Annotated in this window: 22 protein-coding genes and 1 tRNA gene; 18 read left to right on the forward strand and 5 right to left on the reverse strand. The window is 59.2% G+C overall.

Annotated features, from left to right (window positions below; all coding sequences use genetic code 11):
• Window positions 1-30: 30 nt before the first annotated feature.
• The gene (locus F4V58_RS05525) at window positions 31-774 is read right to left on the reverse strand and encodes a TVP38/TMEM64 family protein (RefSeq protein WP_084559698.1); all 744 of its coding nucleotides are present in this window, start codon (window positions 772-774) and stop codon (window positions 31-33) included.
• 209 nt (window positions 775-983) lie between these two features.
• Here F4V58_RS05525 and F4V58_RS05530 point away from each other — a divergent pair, with 209 nt between their 5' ends.
• Window positions 984-1,346, forward strand: coding sequence for a hypothetical protein (locus F4V58_RS05530; RefSeq protein WP_075734064.1), 363 nt, complete (start codon window positions 984-986; stop codon window positions 1,344-1,346).
• 327 nt (window positions 1,347-1,673) lie between these two features.
• Here F4V58_RS05530 and F4V58_RS05535 read toward each other — a convergent pair.
• Window positions 1,674-1,762, reverse strand: a tRNA-Leu gene (locus tag F4V58_RS05535).
• Between the two features lie 215 nt (window positions 1,763-1,977).
• On the opposite strand from F4V58_RS05535, the gene F4V58_RS05540 reads away from it, so the two are divergent.
• Together F4V58_RS05540 and F4V58_RS05545 are read left to right on the forward strand one after the other, a co-directional pair.
• Window positions 1,978-2,517 carry a YbhB/YbcL family Raf kinase inhibitor-like protein gene (locus F4V58_RS05540; protein WP_075736542.1) on the forward strand — a complete coding sequence of 180 codons (540 nt, stop codon included), beginning with the start codon at window positions 1,978-1,980 and terminating at the stop codon, window positions 2,515-2,517.
• A gap of 55 nt (window positions 2,518-2,572) precedes the next feature.
• Complete coding sequence (locus F4V58_RS05545; RefSeq protein WP_075734066.1) at window positions 2,573-2,974, forward strand: hypothetical protein; 402 nt, start codon at window positions 2,573-2,575, stop codon at window positions 2,972-2,974.
• A gap of 164 nt (window positions 2,975-3,138) precedes the next feature.
• On the opposite strand, the gene F4V58_RS05550 is transcribed toward F4V58_RS05545, so the two are convergent.
• Complete coding sequence (locus F4V58_RS05550) at window positions 3,139-4,242, reverse strand: quinone-dependent dihydroorotate dehydrogenase (RefSeq protein WP_075734068.1); 1,104 nt, start codon at window positions 4,240-4,242, stop codon at window positions 3,139-3,141.
• 69 nt (window positions 4,243-4,311) lie between these two features.
• Window positions 4,312-5,340 (reverse strand): hypothetical protein, encoded by a 1,029-nt coding sequence (locus F4V58_RS05555; RefSeq protein ID WP_075734070.1) that lies wholly within the window; start codon window positions 5,338-5,340, stop codon window positions 4,312-4,314.
• Window positions 5,341-5,441: 101 nt separating this feature from the next.
• Between F4V58_RS05555 and F4V58_RS05560 the strand changes: the two genes are divergently transcribed.
• The 9 genes from F4V58_RS05560 (at window position 5,442) to F4V58_RS05600 (ending at window position 15,323) form a co-directional block, all read left to right on the forward strand.
• Window positions 5,442-6,269 carry an undecaprenyl-diphosphate phosphatase gene (locus F4V58_RS05560; protein ID WP_075734072.1) on the forward strand — a complete coding sequence of 276 codons (828 nt, stop codon included), beginning with the start codon at window positions 5,442-5,444 and terminating at the stop codon, window positions 6,267-6,269.
• Between the two features lie 96 nt (window positions 6,270-6,365).
• Window positions 6,366-7,613, forward strand: a complete 1,248-nt coding sequence (gene mshC, locus F4V58_RS05565) for a cysteine--1-D-myo-inosityl 2-amino-2-deoxy-alpha-D-glucopyranoside ligase (protein ID WP_075734074.1) — start codon at window positions 6,366-6,368, stop codon at window positions 7,611-7,613.
• A gap of 15 nt (window positions 7,614-7,628) precedes the next feature.
• Window positions 7,629-8,009, forward strand: coding sequence for a hypothetical protein (locus F4V58_RS05570; RefSeq protein WP_075734076.1), 381 nt, complete (start codon window positions 7,629-7,631; stop codon window positions 8,007-8,009).
• Between the two features lie 7 nt (window positions 8,010-8,016).
• On the forward strand, window positions 8,017-8,859 hold the full coding sequence (locus F4V58_RS05575; protein ID WP_084559700.1) for an HAD family hydrolase: 843 nt from the start codon (window positions 8,017-8,019) through the stop codon (window positions 8,857-8,859).
• Window positions 8,860-8,955: 96 nt separating this feature from the next.
• Window positions 8,956-9,219 (forward strand): phosphoribosyl-ATP diphosphatase, encoded by a 264-nt coding sequence (locus F4V58_RS05580; protein WP_075734080.1) that lies wholly within the window; start codon window positions 8,956-8,958, stop codon window positions 9,217-9,219.
• Between the two features lie 45 nt (window positions 9,220-9,264).
• Entirely contained in the window at window positions 9,265-10,110 is an 846-nt protein-coding gene (gene hisG / locus F4V58_RS05585) for an ATP phosphoribosyltransferase (protein ID WP_075736544.1), read from the forward strand.
• A gap of 166 nt (window positions 10,111-10,276) precedes the next feature.
• Complete coding sequence (gene aspA / locus F4V58_RS05590) at window positions 10,277-11,887, forward strand: aspartate ammonia-lyase (RefSeq protein WP_075734082.1); 1,611 nt, start codon at window positions 10,277-10,279, stop codon at window positions 11,885-11,887.
• Between the two features lie 342 nt (window positions 11,888-12,229).
• Window positions 12,230-13,534 carry an anaerobic C4-dicarboxylate transporter gene (locus F4V58_RS05595; protein WP_075734084.1) on the forward strand — a complete coding sequence of 435 codons (1,305 nt, stop codon included), beginning with the start codon at window positions 12,230-12,232 and terminating at the stop codon, window positions 13,532-13,534.
• Window positions 13,535-13,652: 118 nt separating this feature from the next.
• Entirely contained in the window at window positions 13,653-15,323 is a 1,671-nt protein-coding gene (locus F4V58_RS05600) for a formate--tetrahydrofolate ligase (RefSeq protein WP_075734086.1), read from the forward strand.
• Between the two features lie 119 nt (window positions 15,324-15,442).
• Here F4V58_RS05600 and F4V58_RS05605 read toward each other — a convergent pair whose 3' ends face one another.
• A complete protein-coding gene (locus F4V58_RS05605; RefSeq protein ID WP_075734088.1) occupies window positions 15,443-16,285 on the reverse strand; it encodes a RecB family exonuclease in 843 nt (280 codons plus the stop codon).
• Between the two features lie 77 nt (window positions 16,286-16,362).
• Between F4V58_RS05605 and F4V58_RS05610 the strand changes: the two genes are divergently transcribed.
• The 6 genes from F4V58_RS05610 (at window position 16,363) to pafA (ending at window position 23,472) form a co-directional block, all read left to right on the forward strand.
• Complete coding sequence (locus F4V58_RS05610; RefSeq protein ID WP_169833306.1) at window positions 16,363-17,637, forward strand: M18 family aminopeptidase; 1,275 nt, start codon at window positions 16,363-16,365, stop codon at window positions 17,635-17,637.
• A 101-nt stretch (window positions 17,638-17,738) separates the two neighbouring features.
• Window positions 17,739-18,575 carry a tRNA (adenine-N1)-methyltransferase gene (locus F4V58_RS05615; protein WP_075734090.1) on the forward strand — a complete coding sequence of 279 codons (837 nt, stop codon included), beginning with the start codon at window positions 17,739-17,741 and terminating at the stop codon, window positions 18,573-18,575.
• Between the two features lie 96 nt (window positions 18,576-18,671).
• Window positions 18,672-20,219 carry a proteasome ATPase gene (gene arc / locus F4V58_RS05620; RefSeq protein WP_075734092.1) on the forward strand — a complete coding sequence of 516 codons (1,548 nt, stop codon included), beginning with the start codon at window positions 18,672-18,674 and terminating at the stop codon, window positions 20,217-20,219.
• Window positions 20,207-21,736, forward strand: coding sequence for a depupylase/deamidase Dop (gene dop, locus F4V58_RS05625; RefSeq protein ID WP_245803038.1), 1,530 nt, complete (start codon window positions 20,207-20,209; stop codon window positions 21,734-21,736). The genes arc and dop overlap by 13 nt, the downstream gene beginning before the upstream one ends.
• A 144-nt stretch (window positions 21,737-21,880) precedes the next feature.
• Window positions 21,881-22,072 (forward strand): ubiquitin-like protein Pup, encoded by a 192-nt coding sequence (locus tag F4V58_RS05630; protein WP_075734094.1) that lies wholly within the window; start codon window positions 21,881-21,883, stop codon window positions 22,070-22,072.
• A 20-nt stretch (window positions 22,073-22,092) separates the two neighbouring features.
• A complete protein-coding gene (pafA, locus tag F4V58_RS05635; RefSeq protein WP_075736550.1) occupies window positions 22,093-23,472 on the forward strand; it encodes a Pup--protein ligase in 1,380 nt (459 codons plus the stop codon).
• Window positions 23,473-23,494 lie beyond the last annotated feature (22 nt).

A 23,494-nucleotide genomic window follows, 5' to 3' on the forward strand; every position in this document is an offset into this window, starting at 1 on the left:
TCTTGAAGTGGGTTAAGCGTGTGGTTAAGTCTAGCCTATGGGCTTGATTAGATGCGAGGCGCGCCTAGCGTCCCACACCACGATGGACACGCCGCACAAAGCTATGATCGCCGTGGCCACAAGCAGAGCTGGGTTACTGTCCCCGGTAAGGGCGTTGCCAAAAAATACTCCCAACACCGTTGTGGGGATCGAGCCAATCGCGGTAGCGGCCACGAATTGTGCCAGCGGGATAGGGGTAAGGGCTACCGCATAATTGACTACCGAAAACGGGACGCCGGCCACCATGCGGAGGCCGAACACAGCCATCCAACCCCGCTTGCTGAGATACTGGTTTAGATTCGCCACACGCGGTTCACGGAGCCTCGAGAGTACGGTACCGCCAGTGAGTCGGCGCAGGGTGTACACCGTGAGTCCTGCCGACGCGGAAAGGGCGGTCAGTGAAAGTACCAGGCCCCACCACGGTCCGAAAAGGATGCCCGCCGCCAAAGTCCAGAAAGTCCGTGGAACCGGGAATAGCGTAAAGACCACGTAGCCTGCCCAAAAAGCGAGCGGAAACCACGGTCCCAGCGACTCAGCATAGGACCGCAGCTGAGCTAGGCTGGGGATATCCACCAGTAGTAAGAACGCCACCGCTAAGCCCGCCAGGAACAGGACACTGAGGAGATTGCGCCACCTTGCTCCGGGGGAGACTGCTCTGGGGGAGACTACTGGGGTGGTGCCAGCTCTGCCTGCGACCTCCGGAGGGTGGGCCGGGGTCGCTGGTTGTTCGGTCATTTTATTGATTCTACTTCCAGCGCTTAGGTATAAGGATTCCGGCGCGCAAGGTAGCCGGGATGTTGGAAAATCGCGAGTTTCAGGACTTCGACTGGAGTGGGTCAACGACACCCACGCTCCTTGTCTATATTTCACCGTGAATGTGGAAAGATAGAAACAAGCTGTGCTGCGATGGTGTGGCACGTTTTCGAGAGTGGAGGATTCCCAACATGCCTCGGTGTGTATTCAAGCCCAATCCAGACAAAGACGAGTACGTTGTCTGGTCTACATCCGGCGAAACCTATGTTTCTCCGCCGTTGAAACGCGCTGAGATGATTAACTACCACGCCCTGGTAAACACCAGAGCCAGCGTTTGCGAAGAAGCGCTTGGAAGGGCGGATCTGTCCGGGGCTAGCTGGGAAGACGACCGTTCCATATTTTGGGGAACCCAGCTTTTCTTGAGAAACGTGGGTGCCGGGGACCAGACCTACACTGGGTACTGCCGGTTTGAGGACTTAGGCGAGGTTGTCCGCGCTGTGGAAAGCCTCGATCATGACCTCCTGGAATCTTTAATCCAGGAAGTCCGGCATTAAATAGGCACTTCGGATATTTCGGGGCAAAGGGTTGGCGTGATGGGCGGAACCCGGCGCTTAGCTCTCAAAACCTTGGCTGGATAACATTAAACGCCATGTTGGGCCCGCCGGGGCTGGTGCAGGGGCGCTCACCGGGTGTTCAAGGGGCTGGCGTGTTCAAGGGGGCGTTCACCGGGAGCTTTGGGAAAATTGGGCCCACGAATTCCCGAAGAGCCCCCTTTCAACTCCGACCTTGGCTCCAACTCCGCGCCCTTGGCTCCAACTACGGACTGGGGGTGGAGAAATGCAAAATTCGGAACGCTGCCTTGACAGTGTTCCGAATTCATTTGGTGCCCGAGGGGGGACTTGAACCCCCACGTCCGTTAGTAGGACACTAGCACCTCAAGCTAGCGCGTCTGCCATTCCGCCACCCGGGCAGGGTTTTGTTCAGCCTTGCGGCTGGGCACTTGACTACAATAGCGCGCGGACCCCAAGCGCCACAAATCCCCACGTAGAAGGCCTTTAAGCGGTTGCTGACGCGGCAAGTTTGCCGGGCGTAGTTTGGGGAATGGGTAGCCTAGCGGCGCGGGATAGCGCAGATATTAAGAGAAAGTTGGACACGGGCCGCGATTTTTCCGGTATGAATATAGATATGACTGATTACGCACAAGATCCTCGTTTCCCTGGCCCTGATCCCTTCGCGGCCCTCCGGGACCTGCCCAGCTTCACGTTGAACTCGGATGATCTCCGCAACGGTGAAGAAATACCGGAGAAGTTCCGCGCACCGGAAAGCGTCTCCCCGCACCTGGCGTGGAGCGACCTACCAGAGGGCACCAAGTCCCTGGCCGTCTACTGCTTTGACCCCGATGCACCAACCGCCTCCGGTTTCTGGCACTGGGCAGCCTTCAATATCCCGGTTTCCGTCACGGAGCTGCCCACGGGAGCCGGTGCCAAGGAAGACCTTGGCATTGATGGGGTTATCAGCCTACGCAATGATTCCGGGCAAAAGACCCACTACGGTGCCAACCCGCCGGCGGAGCACGCACCGCACCGCTACCTCTACGTTGTCCACGCCGTGGATACCGAAACCCTAGACATTGACCCAGATTCCTCCGCAACTGTGCTGGGCTTTAACCTCCATTTCCACGCACTTGGGCGCGCCGTGCTGTGGGGCTGGTACGAAAACAATTAAGCTGTGTTTCTTCCAAGCTCCCACCGTCTAGCTTCCCAAGGTAGGTTGAAACCGCATGGCACAACGTTCTAAAACCCCCGCCCCCGCTCCCGCGCCCGTTCCTTTGGCGCTAAGGGTCGGTGGTGGTTTCATGGCCCTTGCCTTGGTTTTAATCATCTTTGGCGTCCTGTCAATTTTGGAAAACGGTTGGATGGGCGGGTTTGATGTCACCCCGCGCTTTGTGCTGATTGTCTGTGCGGCCGCTCTAGTTGGCGCGTTTGTTACCACCAGTACGGAGCAGCGTGGCTCGCGTTCGCAGGTAATAGGTCTGGCTGTTGCGCTGGTGCTATTGGTAGGCAGCCGTTTTGTTAGCGCTGACCCGCTGGTGATTACCGAACAGTACTGGATCTTCATGTACGCCGTGGCTGCTATCCTCTGCGCGCTGGTTCTCAGGCGCTCGCTTATGCCAAAAGCATAGGCCACCACAGCCCTGGGACCGGGGGAACTAAACCCCCACGTTGGGCAATTGTTGATGCTACTGCGCCCGGGGCAAACAGGACAGAAAAAGGGCTCCGCCGGTGCCGCTTGGCACGGGCGGAGCCTCTATTGGTGTTGCGGTGGTAGGGCGCGGGCAGTGCCCGGCTAGTCCTTCCACTCCAGTTGCGAACCAACCGCCTCGGAGATGTTGCTGAGGCCGTGGGCGCGGATTTGGGAAGCGATTCCGGTGTGGATGTCGCGGATCCAGTCCGGACCGCCGTAGATGAGCGGGGTGTAGCCCTGTAGAAGGGAAGCGCCGGAGGTAATCCTCTCCCAGGCTTGCTGTGGGGTGGAAATTCCCCCCACCGCAATCAATACCAGCCGTGTCCCTACGCGGCCGTGGAGGCGCCGGAGCACCTCCAAGGAGCGCTGGGCTACGGGAGCCCCAGAGATTCCGCCAGCACCCATTTCCGCCACTTCCTCCGCCGGGGTAGCTAACCCTTCCCGGGAGATGGTGGTGTTGGTGGCCACAATGCCGGCTAGCCCCAGCTCCAAGGCTAGGTCCGCCACGGCGTCCACGTCCTCATCGGAGAGATCCGGGGCAATCTTGACCAACACCGGAACCGAGGTTGATTCCTGCACGGCCTGGAGAATGGGGCGAAGGGACTCCACAGCCTGCAGATCGCGCAGACCGGGAGTATTTGGGGAGGAGACGTTGACCACCAGATAGTCCGCGAGGTTGCCCAGCAAGGTCGCGGAGGCCTTGTAGTTTTCCACCGCGTCCTCGGGCGCAACCACCTTGTTCTTCCCAATATTGATACCGATAACGTCCTGGTAGCGGCGGTTTTTAAGGTTCTTTGCTACCTCGTGTGCACCCGCGTTGTTAAAGCCCATGCGGTTGAGGATGGCCTTGTCGGCCGGCAGGCGGAACAAGCGGGGCGCTGGGTTACCTGATTGCGGCATGGCCGTGACCGTTCCTAGCTCCGCGTAGCCAAAACCAATGGCAGCCCACGCATCTGGTGCCGAGCCGTTTTTATCAAAACCGGCGGCAAGGCCCAGCGGGCGAGGGAAGTGGACTCCAAAAACCTCTTGAGCCAGGACCGGGTCGTGGACCGCGTTGACCTTCTCCAGGGCGCGGGTAACCGGGCCGGCAATCTGCAGGCCCTTGAGGCCGCCCGCGATGAGGGTGTGGATTTGCTCTGGTTCTAGGGTGAACATGGCTTTTAGTGCCAGCTGGTAGCCCTTGATACGCAGGTCGTGGAAATTCATGTGAGGTTCTTTCGGGATATCGGAAAATGTATAAAGCGGGAAAGACGGGAAGTGGCCAAGCGGAAAGCCCTAATCCAGCTGCGGATCAGTGACTAGCTGCAGGCCGTCGCCGGTGGCCGAGCCTAAGACAACAGTGCCTTTGTCTGTGACGGCCATAGTCCGGGCATCGGCAACAGTGGCTATACGGCCTTTATCCACCGGGACGCCGGTGGAAATTTCAAAAGCCTGGGCTTGATTGTTCTTCAAGTCAGACACCCACGCGAGCTGCCGGGAGGAATCCCAGGCGGCAGCCCACGGCTGGCCCGGGGCATTACCAAACTGGTGCAAGCGAACTACGTCCTGGGCGGTATAGATGGCCACCCTTTCGCCGAGGGCGTCGGAAGCCACAACCACGCCATGGTTGCCAGCGGAAATCTGCCCCACACCTTTGCCCACCCGCAGGCGGCCACCCTCCCGGGAGTTGCGCCAATCCAGGCTCTGGATGGTGGTGTCTTCTCCCCAGGTGCGCACCACGTTATCAACCCCGTCCGTGTTGTGGACCGCCACTAATTGATCAGTGGGTGCCGCAACGGAGAAGGTGTCCGTCTTCTCCCCGTTGAGGTAAACCGACACCGTGGCTTCCTGGTTGGAGCCAACAAAGATTTCCCCCGTGGAAAGCTGCGCCACGGCGGTGACGGGGAAGTCCTCATCAACCTCCAGCGTTGCCGGGCCGGTGCTGCCGGTGGTGGGAAAGCTGAGCAGCTTCTCCACGCAGGCCAGCCAGAACTTGTCACCGGAGGAGGTCAGGTCACCGCAGTTGGGGTCAATATCAAACTCCCGGGCTTGACCGGACTGCAACTGGCTGGGGGTTCCCACAACTAACGCGTCCGCAGTTCGCACGGCAACGGTGTCACCAGCAGCCTCCACGTCGATTACGGCGGGGAAGTCCACAACCTGGCCCGCAGGGGAGTCGGAGGCAGGAGACTGTACCGGCTGGGCGTTGCCCATGGACTCGATTTCCTGGCCGTGGAGCAAAGGATTAGTCCCGCAAGCGCTGAGGGTAAGTCCTGCAGATACCAGGCTAGCGGTTAGGATAAGGCTGCTTCTCAAAGAGTTCACGGCTGTTTAGTCTAGCAGCGTGTCGTGCCGCGTTTAACCCCGCGCCCCGGCAGCTAGTAGTGTGGCAAGGCGTGAATAGTGCAGCAGAATTGACCACGGACATGACCTGGCTTCAGGTCATCGTGTTATCGGTAGTCCAAGGACTAACTGAGTTTCTCCCCGTAAGCTCCTCAGGACACCTCCGGATTGTCTCAGAAATGTTTTGGGACAATGATGCCGGGGCGTCTTTTACCGCCGTCATCCAGCTGGGCACTGAGCTAGCCGTACTGGTGTATTTTGCCCCCATGATCTGGCAGATCCTCACCGGTTGGTTCCGGGGTGTTGTCAACAAGCAGCACCGGGGCCAGGACTACCGGATGGGGTGGATGGTTATTGCCGGCTCTCTGCCCATCGGCGTCATTGGACTGTTGTTCAAAGACGCAATCCGGGACGGCCTGCGCAACCTCTGGATAACCGCGTCCATGCTGATTCTGTTTTCGCTGGTGTTTATCATCGCTGAACGCACTGGAAAGAAGACCCGCAGCTTTGAAGAGCTGACCATGAAAGACGCCATCATCATGGGCCTATGCCAGTGCCTGGCCCTCATCCCCGGTGTCTCCCGCTCCGGAGGGACCATTTCCGGTGGCCTTTTCTTAGGGCTTGACCGTGAGGTTGCCACGCGCTTTAGCTTCCTGCTGGCCATCCCGGCGGTCCTGGCTTCGGGGCTATTTTCGCTTCCCGATGCCTTTTCGCCCACCGCTGGGCAGGCAGCCACGGGCCTGCAGCTGCTGGGCGGAACCGCCATCGCCTTTGTGATTGGCTACGCCTCTATTGCCTGGTTGTTGAAGTTCGTGGGCAACCACTCCTTCGAATGGTTTGCTGCCTACCGGATCCCGGTCGGCGTCATCGTCATGATTTTGCTGGCAACCGGGGTCCTGCAGCCGCTGTAGGATTAATGCCCTAAGCACCCTACTTGGGCTGTGCCGGCAACGCCGCTGCGGCCACTGACCCGAAACATCTGTTAAGACATAAGGTGGAAAGACTACATGCACTCCTGGCCCGTCCCGCAGTACCTGCCCGTTGCTGGGGAACCCGTGACGTTGCGCCTCTACGACGGCGCCGATAAGAAGGTGGCCCAGGTCCGCCCGGAGGGGCAGACCGCCGGCATGTACGTCTGCGGGATCACTCCCTACGACTCGACCCACTTGGGCCATGCCGCGACCTACCTCACCTTTGACCTCATCTACCGCATACTCTTGGACAACGGCTTTGACGTCCACTACGTCCAAAACGTCACTGATGTCGATGATCCCTTGTTCGAACGCGCGCAACGCGACGGCGTGGACTGGCGGGAGCTGGGGGATTCCCAGATAGACCTCTTCCGCTCCGATATGGAGCTGCTGGAGGCCTTCCCACCGCAGGACTACGTGGGGGCCATCGAGTCCGTAGATGAGGTAGTAGATCTGGTGGGCAAGCTCTTAGAAAATGGTTCCGCCTACGTCGTCGATGACCCTCAATACCCGGACATCTACGCCTCCGTGTCTGCAACGGCCCAGTTTGGCTACGAATCCAACTACGACCGCGCCCAGATGGAGGAGTTCTTCCGCGAGCGCGGTGGTGACCCGGAGCGTGCCGGTAAGCGCGATGCCCTAGACGCCCTCATCTGGCGCGCTCACCGCGAAGGCGAACCCGCGTGGGATTCGCCTTTTGGCCCGGGCAGGCCCGGTTGGCACGTGGAGTGCGCCGCCATCGCTGCCAATAGGTTGGGCCCAAATTTCTGCATTCAGGGCGGCGGGTCCGATTTGAAGTTCCCCCACCACGAGTTCTCCGCCGCCCACGTGGAGGCGGCCTATGGCCAGCCCCGGATGGCGGACTTTTACGTTCACACTGGGATGATCGGGCTAGATGGGACCAAGATGTCCAAGTCTTTGGGCAACCTGGTTTTTGTTCATAAGCTAGTGGAGCAAGGGGTCCGCCCCGCAGCTATCCGCCTGGCCCTGTACGAGGGCCACTACCGGGCGGACCGCGAGTGGTCGGATGCCGTGCTAGCGCGCGGGCAACAACGCTTGCAGGGCATTGAGCAGGCCCTACGGAACCCGGGCGGCGTTGCTGCAGCGCAAGAGCTAGTGGCGCAGATACGCCGGCACCTAGCTAATGATTTGGATACCCCGGCGGTACTAGCGGCCATTGACCAGTGGGTAGAAAATCCCCGGGGCAAGGACAGTCCAGAGGCAGCGGATCTGGTGGCAAAGGCGCTATATTCGCTTTTGGGTGTGCGTACTTTCGCGGTTTAGGGAACAATAGGGGGCATGAGCATTCGCGCCGATTTCCAGCCCACTGTAGATGAATTCATCTCCAACCTAGAAAGCTTCTCCACCGGGGACTACCTTAAGCCCGAGGAAAAGGAATTCTGGGACCAACCCTTTGATCCTAAGGTTCTTCCCGAGCTGCGCAAGATACTTGAGCGCATGCTCGACGGGTTTGACCAGGTCCCAGCTGACCCGGATGGTGAAACCCTGGCAAAAGCCGTCCAGCGCCACATCAACGAGCTCGAGAAGTTCAACGCCAAGAACGCCGACGCCGTGATTGAGCCGGAGGAAAAAGAAGAACTCAATCTGCTTATTCACGACGCTGCCGCTGCCACCGGTGCCGACGAAGAAGCGCTCAATAGTCTCCCCGAATTTGAGTAACCAGCCCATGAGTCTGGATTCGAAGCACGACTCTGGCAGTCTTAGACCGAGTGAGCAACGCGGCTCTGGCAGTCATGGCTCGAGTGGGCAGCACGGCTCTGGCGCTACAGGCCCGTGCGTAACCGGTTCCGGGTCCAAGGAATGCAGGCACCCCGCAGCCATCTTCTGGGACATGGACGGAACGCTTACCGACTCAGAGCCACTGTGGGAGAAGGCAACGTACTACCTCTCATCTTTGCTTGGGCGGGAGCTGACCCCGGAAGTCCGGGAACGGACTGTTGGCGCGACCTTTGACACCACCTTCGCAATTTTGGCCGAATACGCCGGTTACATCCCGAAACCGGGGGACCGCGAATTCTACCGGGAAAAAATGTTTGACCACGTCAAACAGTCTTTCGCGCGGAACTCTGCGGTGTTCCCGGGAGTAAAGGAGCTGCTTAACCAGCTGCGCAGTGATGGAATCCCCATGTTGATTACCACCAATACCCAGCGCGCTGTGGCCCAGCCCGTCATCGAAGATATAGGCAGTGACTTCTTTATTGACACCATCTGCGGGGATGAGGTCCCGGTGGGAAAGCCCGCCCCGGACATGTATTTAGAGGCCGCGCGGCGGGTTGGCCACCACCCAGGTGACTGCCTGGTATTCGAGGATTCCTTTAATGGGATGCAAGCAGCCGTCAGTGCCGGCTGTGTGACCATTGGGCTGCCGGCGGATCCCACCGCACCGCTTCCGGTTGGTGCTGTAGCAATTAGCCGGTTTACTGACCAGGCGGGTTCCGGAAAGGTTCACCTAGCGGGAGTGGACAAAGAAGACCTCTACCAGTGGTTTTCTGCTCTCAGGTGCCGCTGAAACAACCCGGCAGGGATGGTGTGGTTGCGCGAGGCAACGAATTCAATTGGTGTGTAGTCGCGCGACCCATAGGGTGTAGTGCAATAATGAGCAGTTGTGAAGAACTTTGAAGAACTATTCCAGGAGTTATCGGCCAAAGCCGAAACCCGCCCGGCCGGGTCCGGCACCGTTGCAGCGCTAGACAAGGGCGTGCATTTCCTAGGCAAGAAAATCATTGAAGAAGCCGGTGAGGTCTGGATTGCCGCTGAGTATCAGTCAGATGCTGAACTCGCGGAAGAGATGTCGCAGCTTATCTACTGGCTACAAGCCATGATGGTAAAGCGCGGGCTCAAACCCGAAGACCTCTACAAGTACCTTTAAACCCAAGGAATCGAGTACAACAGCAGCATGGAAAATGAAGCAAGCTTGATAAAAATCGCGGTTCCCAACAAGGGGTCGCTCTCCGAAGCGGCGGTAGAGATTTTATCTGAGGCCGGTTATAAGGGACGCGGTGCCAGCAAGTCCCTCAACACTATTGACAAGGCCAATGGGATTGAGTTTTTCTTCCTTCGGCCCAAAGACATAGCCATCTACGTTTCCTCGGGCGTGTTGGATATGGGGATCACCGGAAGGGACTTGGCAGCCGATTCCCGGGCCGAGGTAGACGAGGTTTTGACCCTCGGGTTTGGCGGTTCCACCTTCCGCTACGCCTCGGTGGCGGGGCAGGAATGGTCAGTGGAAAAGCTCGCCGGAAAAACCATCGCCACGTCCTATCCCAACCTGGTCCGCGATGATTTAGCGCGAAGGGGGATTGCGGCCAAGGTCATAAGGCTTGACGGGGCGGTAGAGATCTCCATCCGCCTGGGCGTAGCTGACGCCATCGCTGACGTGGTTTCCACCGGCGCAACGCTGCGTCACCAGGGCCTTGAGCCCTTCGGCGAGCCCATCATTGGCTCTGAAGCGGTGGTGATTAAGCGGGCAAACGTAAAGCCTTCCCCTCGGGAGGAAGTCATCCTAGGGCGCATCCGGGGAATCCTTAACGCGCGCCACTACCTCATGTTGGACTTCAACGTAGCGCAGGAGCAATTAGACGAAGCCTCCGCAATTGCCCCCGGCATGTCCGGTCCCACCGTCTCCCCGCTGGCTCGTAAGGGCTGGGTGGCGGTACGGGCGATGGTTCCGCGCAAACAAGCCAATCAGGTGATGGACGAACTTTTTGCTTTGGGTGCGGAAGCCATCCTGGCTTCTGAGTTGCGCATAGCCCGCATCTAGCATCTCCGGTTTTTAACTAAGAACCTATAGAAAATCCCCGTTTCAGGGGTATTTCCAAAGAAATCTGCATGGGTGTAGTACAAGCCGTTACCATGGTGGTGACGCCTGCCCGAGGCTGGGCGTGAAGAATATTTCTCAACGCATTGTAGATAAGGAGTCACACACCATGGCAAAGACCTCCAAGAAGTCCACCACTGGTTCCAGCAAGACCACGAAGGGCGGCTCCGCCGCGAAGAAGGACGAAAACGGCAAGCCCCAGGACATTGACGCGGCCTCCATCACCGAGGCCATCGAAAAGCGCGGCAACTCCGCACGCGCCAACGTGGCCGGCGGGGAAGGCAAACCCGTAGCCTCGGGCAAGACCCGCACGGAAACTGACCTGTTGGGGGACCTGGACGTTCCTGCGGACGCCTACTACGGCGTACACACGGTACGCGCCATGGATAACTTTAAGATCTCCTATGTCACCATCAACACCATCCCTGACTTCATCCGCGGCATGGTGCAGGTGAAGAAAGCCTGTGCAATGGCCAACCGCCGCCTGCACGTCTTGCCAAAGAAGAAGGCGGAAGCCATCATCTGGGCCTGCGACCAAATCCTCGAGGAAGGCCGTTGCATGGACCAGTTCCCGCTGGATGTCTTCCAAGGTGGCGCCGGAACATCCCTAAACATGAACACCAACGAGGTCGTAGCCAACCTGGCGCTTGAGTACCTGGGGGAGGAGAAGGGCACGTATGACGTCATCAACCCCAACGATGACGTCAATATGTCCCAGTCCACCAATGACGCCTACCCCACTGGCTTCCGCCTGGGCCTGTATTCCTCAATCGACTCCCTCATCGAGCGCATTGATGAGCTGCAGTCCGCCTTTAACACCAAAGGCAACGAATTCCAGGACATCTTGAAGATGGGCCGCACGCAGTTGCAAGACGCCGTCCCCATGACGCTCGGAGATGAGTTCAAAGCCTTTGCCCACAACCTCCAAGAAGAGCAAGCCATTCTGCGGGACGCGCAACAGCGCTTGTTAGAGATCAACCTGGGCGCCACCGCCATTGGTACCGGCGTCAACACCCCGGCTGGGTACCGCCATCAGGTCACCGCAGCCCTGGCTGAGGTCACCGGGCTAGACATCCGCTCCGCCAGCGACTTGATTGAGGCCACCTCTGACTGCGGCGCATACGTGCTGCTGCACTCGGTCATCAAGCGTGCGGCCATGAAGCTGTCCAAGATTTCCAATGACCTGCGTCTGCTGTCTTCTGGCCCCCGCGCCGGCCTTAATGAAATCAACCTGCCAGCCCGCCAGGCTGGTTCCTCCATCATGCCGGGTAAGGTCAACCCGGTTATCCCGGAGGTAGTCAACCAGACCTGCTTTAAGATCTTTGGCAATGACCACGTGGTCACCATGGCTTCTGAGGCCGGGCAGCTGCAACTCAATGTGATGGAGCCGGTCATCGGTGAGGCACTTTTCCAGTCCATCCGCATCATGGGCAACGCCGTGGACACGCTGCGTGAAAAGTGCGTAGTGGGCATTACCGCTAATGCTGATGTGTGCCGCGCTTACGTGGACAACTCCATCGGAATTGTGACCTACCTCAACCCGTTCATCGGCCACCACAACGGTGACCTGATTGCCAAAGAGTCCCTGGAGACGGGCAAGGGCGTCCGCGAGCTGGTGCTGGAGAAGGGCTTGCTTGATGAGGAGACGCTCAACAAGGTGTTGAGCGTGGAAAACCTCATGCACCCGGAGTTCCGCGGCCAGCTGTTCATCGACGAATAGCCTCCGCCTCCCGGTGAGGCTGCCTCCGGGGCCGCCGCCTCTGGTGTCGCTGCCTTTGGGGCTGCCGCCGGGAATCGTTTCCTCGTTAAGGGCCTGAGCCACTGCAGTGGCCAGGCCCTTTTCGCTTGCCTTGCCGCCCCTGCGGCCCCAAGTTCCGGGGTGGGCCAGGCGGGGTGGAACCGAACTTAAGGGGATCCCCCGGGGGAAAGAAGGTGTAATACCACACAAACGGGTGCAAAACCCGTGTCCGAATTATTTGTTTGGCTGGGAAAGTGGGAAAATTGGAGGCGAAGGACGGTGAGAGAAGTCCGTCCACGTTGTTGGTGAGAAAGTGAGTTTCCTATGGTTTTTCTCCATATAGCCATCGTTTTACTAGCCATCTACCTGGGAGCCAGGCTAGGGGCCATTGGCATCGGGCTAGCTGGTGGCCTGGGCGTTCTAGCGCTTGGTGCCACCGGTGTCCCAGTCAACCGCGAGGACATTCCCTTTGATGTCATTGCCATCATCATGACCGTCATCGCCGCCATCGCCGCTATGCAGCGGGCCGGGGGAATGGACTACCTGGTGTACCTGGCGGAGAAGTTTCTGCGGAAAAATCCCCGGCGCGTAACCTTCTACGCGCCCGTGGTTACTTGGCTGATGACAGTCCTGGCGGGTACGGGGCACACCGCCTTTTCCACACTGCCGGTCATCGTTGAGGTTGCCAAAGAGGGCAAGGTGCGGCCCTCGCGCCCGCTCTCGGTAGCTGTTGTAGCCTCTCAGATGGCTATTGTGGCCTCCCCAATATCCGCTGCGGTGGTCTTTATGGCCTCCGCCCTGGAACCCTTGGGCGTGGGCTACTTGCAGCTTTTGGCGGTGTTGATTCCGGCCACGTTCCTGTCTATATTCCCTGCTGCCTGGGTGGCCAACCGGTCTGGGGTGGAGCTTAGCGACGACCCCGTGTATCAAGACCGCCATCGCCGCGGCCTGGTCAAGGAACCTAACACGCAGGGCTACTCCCCGCAGCCGGGGGCAAAGGCCTCTGTGGGGATCTTCGGCGTAGCCATCGTCGTGGTGATGGCCTGGGCAACGCTGATTTCCGATCAGGTGGGCTTAGTTGCTGAACCTATGTTGCCGCGCAATGAGGCCATTATGACGATCATGCTTTCCGCCGCAACGTTGATTGTGCTTCTGACCAAAATACCGGCGGCTGATCTGCTCAACACCCAGGTCTTTAAGTCCGGCATGTCGGCGTCCATGTGCGTGCTGGGCGTTGCCTGGTTGGGCACCACTTTGATTAATCACTACCTGGACAGTATTGATGCCATAGCCGGCAGCGTGCTGGAAACCTCACCGTGGTTGCTAGCCGTTGTCCTTTTCTTCGCAGCTGCTTTGCTTTACTCCCAGGCGGCCACCGCCAAGGCACTCATGCCGGCAGCTTTGGCACTGGGGGTATCACCACTTACCGCCGTTGCGGCTTTCCCGGCAGTGTCCGCGCTATTTGTGCTTCCTACTTACCCCACGCTGCTGGCAGCTGTGGAGATGGATGACACCGGGTCTACCCGGATTGGCAAGGCCGTGTTTAACCACCCATTCCTGGTTCCGGGCGTAGTGTCAATTGCCACCTCGGTGATGCTGGGCTACGTCCTAGGGGCTGTGTTGATCTAATCCCGGGGACTAAAGCTGTCTAGTCGGTCCTGGCCAGGGGGTGACCGCCCCCGGCCGGATAGGCGCGGCCGCAGAAAAACCCTGGCGAGTTCGTCCGGTCCCGCGCTAGGCTAGGGGTATGACTAAACAGCCTTCAGATGTAGAAATTGCCCAAGCTCACACTCTTGAGCCGATTGCGGACATTGCCGCCAAAGCCGGTATCCCCGAAGCAGCCCTCATGCCTTATGGCACCAATAAGGCCAAAGTAGACATCACCAAGATAGGTGACCTTTCCCAAGCCAAGGGCAAGGTGGTCCTGGTCACCGGCGTTTCACCCACGCCGGCCGGGGAGGGCAAATCCACCACGCTCATTGGGTTGACGGATGCGCTGGCTAATTTGGGCCACAACGCCATTGTGGCTTTGCGCGAGCCCTCACTGGGCCCGGTTATGGGCATTAAGGGGGGCGCGGCCGGTGGCGGCTACTCCCAGATTGTGCCCATGGAGGACATCAACCTGCACTTTACTGGTGACTTCCATGCCATCACCGCCGCCAATAACACCCTGGCCGCCATGATTGATAACCACATCCACCAGGGCAACCAGCTGGGCATTGATCCGCGTCGTGTGACCTGGCACCGCTGCCTGGACGTCAATGACCGCGCGTTGCGCACCGTGGTTACTGGACTGGGCGGGCCCGCCCACGGCGTGCCGGCGCAAACTGGCTTTACCATTACGGCGGCTTCGGAGATCATGGCCATCCTGGGCCTGGCAACTGACCTGGAGGATCTGCGCAAGCGTTTGGGTGATATCACGGTGGGCTATACCTATGACCAAAAGCCAGTGACTGCCCGGGAGCTTAACGCGGAGGGCGCGCTGACCGCGCTCATGCGTGACGCCCTACACCCCAACCTGGTGCAGACCTTGGGCGGTACGCCCGCGTTTGTTCACGGTGGTCCCTTTGCCAACATCGCCCACGGCTGTAACACCTTGCTGGCCACCAAGACCGCGCAGCTATTCGGTGACATTGTGCTCACGGAGGCCGGCTTTGGCGCGGACCTAGGCGGGGAGAAGTTTATGGATATCAAGGCCCGCTTTGGTGACCTGGACGTGGCCGGCGCGGTAGTGGTGGCCACTATCCGTTCCCAGAAGTACAACGGTGGCCAGGCGCGGGAGGACCTAACTACGGAGAACCTGAAGGCGCTGAGAAAGGGCGTTGTCAACCTGGAGCGCCACGTGGAAAACCTGCGTAAGTTTGGCGTACAGCCGGTGGTAGCGCTCAACAATTTCTGGTCGGACACAGACGCAGAACGGGAGTTCATGCGCGATTGGGCCAAGGACTTTGGCGTGGCGCTGGAATTCTCCGACGTCTGGGCCAAGGGTGGGGCAGGCGCCACGGACCTGGCCAAGGCGCTGCTAGAGAACTTGAGCGAAGGCACCTCCAAGCAGCTCTACGACCCAGCCCAGGGCGTGGAGGCTTCCATTGAGACTATTGCCACAGAGATTTACCGCGCCGAGCGGGTGGAGTATAGCTCCAAGGCACTCAAGGATCTTAAGTACATTAAGGACAACGGCTGGGATAACTTCCCGGTGGTCATCTCCAAGACCCAGTATTCGTTCAGCGATGACCCTGCCCAGCTGGGGGCGCCAGAGGGGCATGTGCTGCATGTCCGTGAATTGCAGACCCGCACCGGTGCCGGCTTTGTCGTGGTGCTCACTGGTGACGTGATGACCATGCCGGGCTTGCCCAAGGTCCCTTCAGCCAACAACATTGACGTGGACAAAGACGGGGTTATTTCCGGGTTGTTCTAGGGCCCATTCCGCCACGCGCGCCCTTTTCACCGGTGGCGGAAGGGGCGTGTGGTGGGCGGCGGCTGGTGGGAGGGCACTCCCGCCCGGGCCGGGCGCGGGTGCTTTGATGTCCAGCTGATTTAGCTTAGAGCTGCAGAGTCAGCTACAGATCCCGGCCACCCGGGGTAGTCGGGTGGGGTGCCACCAAAAGCCGGGCATAGGTGTTGGAAGGAACACCAGTTACATAGGTTGTTCTTCTTGGGGCGGAAGTCACCGGCCTTGCCGTCGCTTTCTATCTTTTGCCATAGCTGTCCCAGGTCCCTCTCAAAGTATTCCAGCTCCTCCCGGGTGGTGTGAAGAAACATTGAGTCAAGAACCTTCAGATACATCAGGCGCAGTTGGGCGGGGATAACCCCAAACAACCGCCAGTAGACCAGCGCGTAAAAACGCATCTGGAACTGCGCCTCTGCGGAAAACCGGGGCGGTGGTTTCTTGCCCGTCTTGTAGTCAACTACCCGTACCTCACCGGTGGGGGCTATGTCTACGCGGTCTATGAAACCCCGGACGGGAACCCCATTGGGCAGCACGGCCTCAAGGGCCATCTCACACTCATGGGCGTCAAAGCCTTGCGGATTTTCCATCTCAAAGTACCCGCGCACTAAGCGCCAGGCGTCGTTGAGGAATTCTGGGGTGTCTGGCGGCGGGACTAGCTGGTGTAGCTCATCATCGGCTGCCAGCATCTTGTCCCACTCTGGCTTGATGAAGGACACGGCGGTGGCAAAGGTGCGTTGCTCGCGGGCTAGTTTATGAGTTTCCTCCAGTACCGCGTGGACTAGGGTACCTTTCACTTGGGCCACGCTCTTGGGTTCCGGGATGCGGTCTATGGCCCGCAACCGGTAGCGTAGCGGGCATTGCTGATAGTCACTGGCCCGGGAGGGGGACAGTGCCAGGGGACGGGTGGTAGGAATCTGAGCAGAAGTCATGGTGGCTTTAAGCCTATCGCGCCAAGCAAATCACCGGTATCTTCGCCAAGCGTTGGAAAACATGGCAAGCTGGATATATGACTGATTTCAATTCTGATGCCATAGCCAATGCCAAGGACTTAATCGACTTTATCGCCGCCTCACCCTCTAGCTATCACGCTGCCCGTGAGGTGGGCCGGCAGCTGGATGAGCTGGGGTTTTCCCGCCAGTATGAGGATCAAGAGTGGTCAGCTACCCCTGGTGGCCATTACCTTATCCGTGGGGGCGCGGTGGTTGCCTGGTATGTGCCCGAGGGGGCTTCTGCTGGGTCCGGTTTCCGGATTGTGGGCTCCCACACGGACTCCCCGGGTCTGGCACTCAAGCCCAACCCGGATTTTCAGTCCCATGGTTGGCAGCAGGTGGCGGTGGAGGTCTACGGTGGTGCGCTGCTGCATACCTGGTTTGACCGCGAGCTCACGGTGGCGGGTCAAGTCATCACCACTGACGGGCGGCAGCATTTGGTCTCTACCGGCCCTATCCTCCGGTTGCCTTCGCTGGCCATTCACTTATACCGGAAGGATGAGTTTAAGCCGGAACGCCAGGCCCACATGCAGCCGGTGCTCACCGTGGGCCAGCCCGAAGCCAGTGTGCTTTCGGTGATTGGCCAGCAGCTGGGCGTGGAACCTGGGGATATCTCAGCGTTCAACTTGATTACTGCGGATGCCGCACGAGGTGAGGTTTTTGGCACCGGTGAACCTTTCGTCGCTGCGGGCCGCATGGACAACCTCACTTCCGTCCACGCCTCCTTGCAGGCTATGAAGCAGGCTAGCCAGGTGCAGCATGAGGATGTGCTGGTCATGGCGGCATTCGACCATGAAGAGGTGGGGTCAAGCTCGCGCTTTGGTGCTGGCGGGCCCATTCTGGCGGACGTGCTGGCACGCACGGGCCGTGCTTTGGGCGCCAATGAGGAGCAACGGCACCAGATGTACGCGCGGTCAAGCTGTGTTTCTGCCGATGCCGCCCATTCGGTCCACCCCAACTACGCCGGCAAGCACGACCCTTCCCACCACCCTGTCATGGGTCAGGGGCCGGTCACCAAGGTCAACAACAACTTGCGCTACGCCTCTGACGCCACCACCGTGGCACTTTGGGAAAAAGCCTGTGCTAAGGCCAATGTGCCCGTGCAGCGCTTTGTAGCTAATAACGATGTCCCGTGCGGGTCAACCATTGGCCCCATCACGGCCACCCGGCTGGGCATAGACACCGTGGATGTCGGGGTGCCCATGTTGTCCATGCATTCTGCCCGGGAGATGGTGGGCGCGCGGGACCAACTTTGGTTAACCCAGGCTATTGCGCAATACTGGACTAGCTAGAAACCCCTTTTTTCTGCCTTCCCGCTGCCGGTGCATAGTCACTGCGGGGCGGGGAAAGGGGGAAAGACCCCGCAAGTTTTATAGAAGAAGGGAACCCTCCCATGGCCTATTCCGGCCCTTTCCACTATGGTGACCGAGTTCAGCTCACCGATGCCAAACGCCGTCACTACACCCTGGTCCTGGAAGAAGGCGGTCAGTTTCACTCGCACAAGGGGATCATCAATCACGATGACATCGTGGGCAAAGACGAGGGATCAGTTATTGACTCCACCATGGGGTCTTCTTTCCTGCTTTTCCGCCACCTGCTGGTAGACCACGTTCTATCCATGCCGCGTGGGGCGCAGGTCATCTACCCCAAAGACGCCGCCCAAATCCTGGTGGAAGGCGATATCTTTATGGGAGCTAGGGTCTTTGAGGCCGGTGCCGGATCTGGTGCCCTTTCTATGTCCTTGCTGCGCGCGGTGGGGCCGGAAGGCCAGGTATTTTCCTATGAAATCCGTGAGGATCACCTGGAGTACGCGGTCAACAACGTCAAGGAATACTTCGGCGAGCAGCCCGCGTGGTGGAGCCCCCGCCTGGGAGACTTGGGCGAGGTCACCACGGAGGATCTGGGCGGGCCTGTAGACCGCGTCATCTTGGACATGTTGGACCCCTGGGAGTACCTGGACCAGGTCCGCGATATCTTGATTCCTGGTGGCGTCTTTATGACCTACGTGGCCACCGTCCCGCAGCTGATGAAGGTGATGGAAGGTATTCGTGAAACCAAGTCCTTCACCGAGCCTAAGGCGTGGGAGTCCCTGGTGCGCGAGTGGAAAGTGGAGGGCCTTGCTACCCGCCCTGAGCACCGTATGAACGCGCATACGGCTTTTCTCATCTGGACCAGGCGGCTCGCGGACGGTGTCACCCCGCCGCGCCCGCAGCGCCGCGCCCGCAAGTAGGGCTTGAATGCCGGTGGTCGGCGGGGAGAGTCCGGCTGCGGAGAAGTAACCTCCGCCAGATTAAGCGTGTCCTAACTTCTAAGCTAGAGTGTAGGCATGAGCGAAGTTCCCCAACTCAAACGGCAAGTAGAGCAGCTATCAGCCCGCAACACCAAGCTCGCTGGGCTTTTGCAGCAGTCACGGGCCAAGCTCGGAGAACTAGCTAGTGAGCTCAACGAACTTGCTGAGCCCGCCTCTACCTACGGTGTGTTCCTGTCCTACGCGCCTACCCGCAGCGGTGACGGCGTGAGCCGGGACGCTGAGGTCTTTGCCAATGGACGCCGCATGCGCTTGAAGATCTCTCCGCAGGTTGAGCCGGACTCCTTGCAGCCGGGCCAGCTACTCCGGCTGGGTGATGGCCTGGTGGTAGTGGAAGGCTGTGGCCGGGAAAACACGGGCGCGCTAGCCTCTGCAGTGGAACTGGTTTCCTGCGACCGCGTCATAGTCACCACCGCCTCGGGGGAGGAGCACGTGGTACTGCTCGCGCAGCCTTTGCGGGGCAGCGTTAGCGCGGGAGATACCCTCCTGGTGGATGTCAAGGCCGGTCTCGCTTTTGAAATAATCGACAAAACGGAAGTCGCCCAGCTTTCGCTGGAGGAAGTCCCGGACGTTGACTTTGCGGACATCGGCGGTTTGGACGCCCAGATCTCCCAGATCCGCGACGCGGTGGAACTGCCGTTTACCCATCCGGAGCTCTACCGGAAATTTGACCTAGAACCTCCCAAGGGCGTCCTGCTATACGGGCCTCCCGGCTGCGGCAAGACTCTCATCGCTAAAGCCGTGGCTAACTCCTTGTCCCAGTCCTTGGGCGCGGATGAGCCCAGTTACTTCATTAATGTCAAGGGCCCGGAGCTGCTGAATAAGTTTGTGGGGGAGACCGAAAGGCGGATCCGCCTTATCTTTGAACGCGCGCGAAACCTGGCCAGCCAGCCGGGAAACCGCCCCGTGGTGGTGTTCTTCGATGAGATGGAATCCATCTTCCGCACCAGGGGTTCAGGCGTGAGTTCCGATATGGAAACCACCGTGGTCCCGCAGCTTCTCACCGAGCTAGACGGCGTGGAGGACATGCACAACGTCATTGTCATTGGTGCCACTAACCGTGAAGAACTCATCGACCCGGCCATCATGCGTCCCGGCCGCTTGGACATCAAGATCCGCGTCAACCGCCCCAATAAACGCGACGCCCGGGACATCTTCGCCCGGCATTTCGACGTATCCGTCCCCCACGCCGGCCCCTTGGACAGCCTCATTGACGGCGCCGTGGAGGAACTCTACGCGGACCGCCCATTCGTGGAGCTGGTTTTCGAAGACGGCAGCACCCGGGTCCTGCATTACCGCGACTTTGTCTCCGGGGCCATGATTGCCAACATCATCTCCCGCGCCAAGAAATTAGCCATCAAAGAATCCATCAGCAGCGGTTCTAGCGCCAGCCTGAAATCCACTCACCTGAGCCAGGCCATAGCGGCCGAACAGGCCGAAAGCGAGCACATCCCTACCTCCACTAACCCGGAGGAGTGGGCAAAAATCCAGGGTGGCTCCGGCGGAAACCGCAAGGTGGCGGCAGTCAACCAGTTAGGTTTTAGGAGCAGCTCGTGGCACGCATAAAACCCCGTTTTATTGGCACCGAAACCGAGTACGGGATCGTGTGCCCCCAGGACAAATCCCTATCACCGATAGTCACCTCCACTCACGCCGTGGTGGGGTACGCCGCCATGCATACCTCCGCCCGCGCGCGCTGGGATTTCGCTGAGGAACACCCCTTGCGGGACTCCCGCGGTTTCGATCTCAAACGCTATTCCACCGTCCCGGTGGTAGACCCCAACGCCATGGGGGTAGCCAATGTAGTAACTCCTAACGGCGCACGCTTTTACGTGGACCACGCCCACCCGGAATATTCCTCTCCGGAGTGCGCCACCGCATGGGAGGCCATGGTCTACGACGCCGCGGGGACCGTCATCTCCCGGCAGGCAATGGACGCCGTGGCGCAGCTTTATGAACAGGAAACCAGCGTGCTTTCCGGGCATGAGCCCTGCCCGCCCCTGAGCTTTTATAAAAACAACGTGGACGGCAAAGGTGCGTCCTACGGCAGCCACGAAAATTACCTTTACTCCCGGGACACGGACTTTGACCTGCTTGCACAGTCCCTTATTCCCTTCTTTGTGACCCGCCAGGTAGTAACCGGTGCCGGCAGGGTGGGACTGGGACCTGATGGCGATGAGCCGGGTTTCCAGATCTCCCAGCGGGCGGACTACATTGAGCAGGAGATTTCTCTGGAAACCACCCTCAACCGGGGCATTATTAATACCCGGGATGAGCCGCACGCGGAATCCTCCCGCTTTGGACGCCTCCACGTCATTGTTGGTGACGCCAATCTTTCACAAACCTCCAACTTGCTCAAGTTGGGTATGACCTCCCTAGTCATGGACGCTATCGAGGAAGGCGTGGACTTCAGTGACCTGAAGCTCGCTGACCCGGTCGGTGATATCAAGCGGGTGAGCCGCGACCTCACACTCACCGTGCCCCTGCAGCTTAAAGATGGCCGCAGCCTAACTGCGCTGGAGATTTTGGCCGCCTACCGGTCCAGGATCTGCGAGGATGACGCCGATCAAAGGATTTTGTCCGCTTGGGACGAGGTGGTGGGAATCCTGGCCGGCAACCCACTTGAGGCTGCCCATCTCCTTGATTGGGTTGCCAAATACCGCCTGGTTAAGGGCTACCTAGACAGGGGAGTAGCGCCCACTGACCCTAGGTTGGGTGTCATTGATATCCAGTACACCGACCTCAACCCGCACAAGTCACTCTACGAAGCCCTTACCCGCAAAGGACAGATGCGGCAATTGGTGGACGCCCAAACGGTTGCCACGGCCGCAGCCATTCCCCCCACCAGTAGCCGCGCCTATTTCCGCGGCCGGGTGGCGGAGCGGTTTGGCGACAACGTTTTCGCTTCCAACTGGCAAAACGTGACCCTACGCGTGGGGAACAGGTTTGCCGTGTTTAGGCTCAATGAGGTAGACGCTCTTACCCAACCGGCGGTTGTCAGCGCACTAGATGAGGCCCGCGGCGTAGAGGACCTACTCGCACGGCTGGCCGGCGCGGGAATTGAACCGGAATATAGCTTGTAGGCCCCACGTGCTACCGGGATCCTCAAAGCTCCGGTCAGTGTCACGCCACCAAAATTTCACAGCCCTATTGACCACCAAAACCTAAAACCCCAAAACCGCACAACCAGCTAGCGAGAAGTTAGCTACACACAGATAAGGAGTCTTATGACTGGCAAACAATCACAGGTACACGGAACCGGTGCCAGGGACGCAAACGAGGACAGCACCGAGGCCCAGGCTGGGCAGGTTCAGTTCAGCGTGGCCGGCACTGATGACCTACTCGATGAGATTGACGGGTTGTTGGAAAATAACGCTGAGGAATTTGTCCGCTCCTATGTCCAAAAGGGTGGACAGTGAGCGTATTTTACCGGCGCATTATGGGAGTGGAGACTGAGTACGGGCTTATTGCGGCTCCACCTCCGCGCCAGCGCCAGTTAGCGCCCGATGAACTAGCCCGCGTGCTATTTTCGCCGGTAGTGCGGGAATATTCTTCTTCCAATATCTTCTTGGACAACGCCTCCCGGCTCTACCTGGACGTGGGCTCACACCCAGAGGTGGCCACGGCGGAATGTGACAGTTTGTCGCAATTGCTGGCCTATGAGCGCGCCGGGGATGAGGTCGTAGATGAATTGGCCCAGACCGCTGAGCATGCCCTTCCCGGGAGCAGAGTTTACCTGTTTAAAAACAACGTGGACTCCGCCGGAAACTCCTACGGTTGCCATGAGAATTACCTGGTGGGGCGCAACATAGTCTTGAGGGAGTTGGGGCGCGCTATCCTACCGTTCCTGATTACCCGCCAGCTAATTTGCGGTGCCGGAATGATAGCCCCGGCTAAGGGGGACCAACCTGCCCAGTTCTTGCTGTCCCAGCGCGCGGACCAGGTGTGGGAGTCGGTGTCCTCAGCCACCACGCGTTCGCGGCCTATCATCAACACACGGGACGAACCCCACGGTGACTCGAAACGGTTCCGCCGCATGCATGTCATCATCGGGGATTCCAATATGGCCGAGCCCAGTTTTGCCCTCAAAGTGGGCAGCATGCTGCTCATGGTGGAGATGATCGAGGCGGGGTTTGACTTACCCGACCTGGAAATCGATGAACCCATTGTCCAACTGCGCCGCATTGCCAGGGATGAGACGGGACGCGTGGAGCTTCCTCTTAGCCGCGGCGGAACCACCACACCGTTGGCAGTCCAAACTGCACTCTACGAATGTGCCGGAAAGTGGTTGGACTCCCGCCCTGAGAAAGGAACCTCCAACGCGGAACTGCGCCGGGTTCATCAGCTGTGGGGAGATGTCCTTGCAGCCATTGATTCTGGGGATTTTTCCAAGGTCAACCGGGATGTTGATTGGGTGATTAAAAAGCAGCTGCTGGAGCGTTACCGGGACCGCCTGGGCGGGGACTGGGCCCACCCCAAGTTGGCGCAAATCGATCTGACCTACCACGATATCCGCGTGGGCCGGGGTGTCTACGACCACCTAGTGCAGCGCGGCTTGGTTAACCGGTGGATTGACGATATAGACATTGCCAGAGCTAAGCGTATGGCTCCGGCCACCACGCGCGCTGCTATGCGTGGGAGGTTCTTAGCGCAGGCCCGCGCGAGCAATGCCAATATCACGGTGGACTGGACGCGGATGAAGGTCAACCGGCCGGAGCCGCATACGGAGGAATTCCTCGATCCTTTTGAAACTAACGATAACCGGCTTGAGGCGTTGATAGACTACATGGTTAATAACGCCGATACGCCACCAGAATAGCTCTCACGGTTCCGTGAGGCTT

The sequence above is a fragment of the Corynebacterium phocae genome (assembly GCF_008693075.1).
Lineage (GTDB): Bacteria > Actinomycetota > Actinomycetes > Mycobacteriales > Mycobacteriaceae > Corynebacterium > Corynebacterium phocae.

Bases quoted from the DNA above. Each gene is read 5' to 3' on its own strand.
- F4V58_RS05525 (WP_084559698.1), bottom strand. From the start codon at position 774: ATGACCGAACAACCAGCGACCCCGGCCCACCCTCCGGAGGTCGCAGGC.
- mshC (WP_075734074.1), top strand. From the start codon at position 6,366: ATGCACTCCTGGCCCGTCCCGCAGTACCTGCCCGTTGCTGGGGAACCC.
- aspA (WP_075734082.1), top strand. From the start codon at position 10,277: ATGGCAAAGACCTCCAAGAAGTCCACCACTGGTTCCAGCAAGACCACG.
- F4V58_RS05615 (WP_075734090.1), top strand. From the start codon at position 17,739: ATGGCCTATTCCGGCCCTTTCCACTATGGTGACCGAGTTCAGCTCACC.
- F4V58_RS05605 (WP_075734088.1), bottom strand. From the start codon at position 16,285: ATGACTTCTGCTCAGATTCCTACCACCCGTCCCCTGGCACTGTCCCCC.
- F4V58_RS05550 (WP_075734068.1), bottom strand. From the start codon at position 4,242: ATGAATTTCCACGACCTGCGTATCAAGGGCTACCAGCTGGCACTAAAA.
- F4V58_RS05560 (WP_075734072.1), top strand. From the start codon at position 5,442: ATGACCTGGCTTCAGGTCATCGTGTTATCGGTAGTCCAAGGACTAACT.
- F4V58_RS05570 (WP_075734076.1), top strand. From the start codon at position 7,629: ATGAGCATTCGCGCCGATTTCCAGCCCACTGTAGATGAATTCATCTCC.
- arc (WP_075734092.1), top strand. From the start codon at position 18,672: ATGAGCGAAGTTCCCCAACTCAAACGGCAAGTAGAGCAGCTATCAGCC.
- F4V58_RS05545 (WP_075734066.1), top strand. From the start codon at position 2,573: ATGGCACAACGTTCTAAAACCCCCGCCCCCGCTCCCGCGCCCGTTCCT.
- F4V58_RS05540 (WP_075736542.1), top strand. From the start codon at position 1,978: ATGACTGATTACGCACAAGATCCTCGTTTCCCTGGCCCTGATCCCTTC.
- pafA (WP_075736550.1), top strand. From the start codon at position 22,093: ATGGGAGTGGAGACTGAGTACGGGCTTATTGCGGCTCCACCTCCGCGC.
- F4V58_RS05600 (WP_075734086.1), top strand. From the start codon at position 13,653: ATGACTAAACAGCCTTCAGATGTAGAAATTGCCCAAGCTCACACTCTT.
- F4V58_RS05575 (WP_084559700.1), top strand. From the start codon at position 8,017: ATGAGTCTGGATTCGAAGCACGACTCTGGCAGTCTTAGACCGAGTGAG.
- F4V58_RS05610 (WP_169833306.1), top strand. From the start codon at position 16,363: ATGACTGATTTCAATTCTGATGCCATAGCCAATGCCAAGGACTTAATC.
- F4V58_RS05530 (WP_075734064.1), top strand. From the start codon at position 984: ATGCCTCGGTGTGTATTCAAGCCCAATCCAGACAAAGACGAGTACGTT.
- F4V58_RS05595 (WP_075734084.1), top strand. From the start codon at position 12,230: ATGGTTTTTCTCCATATAGCCATCGTTTTACTAGCCATCTACCTGGGA.
- F4V58_RS05630 (WP_075734094.1), top strand. From the start codon at position 21,881: ATGACTGGCAAACAATCACAGGTACACGGAACCGGTGCCAGGGACGCA.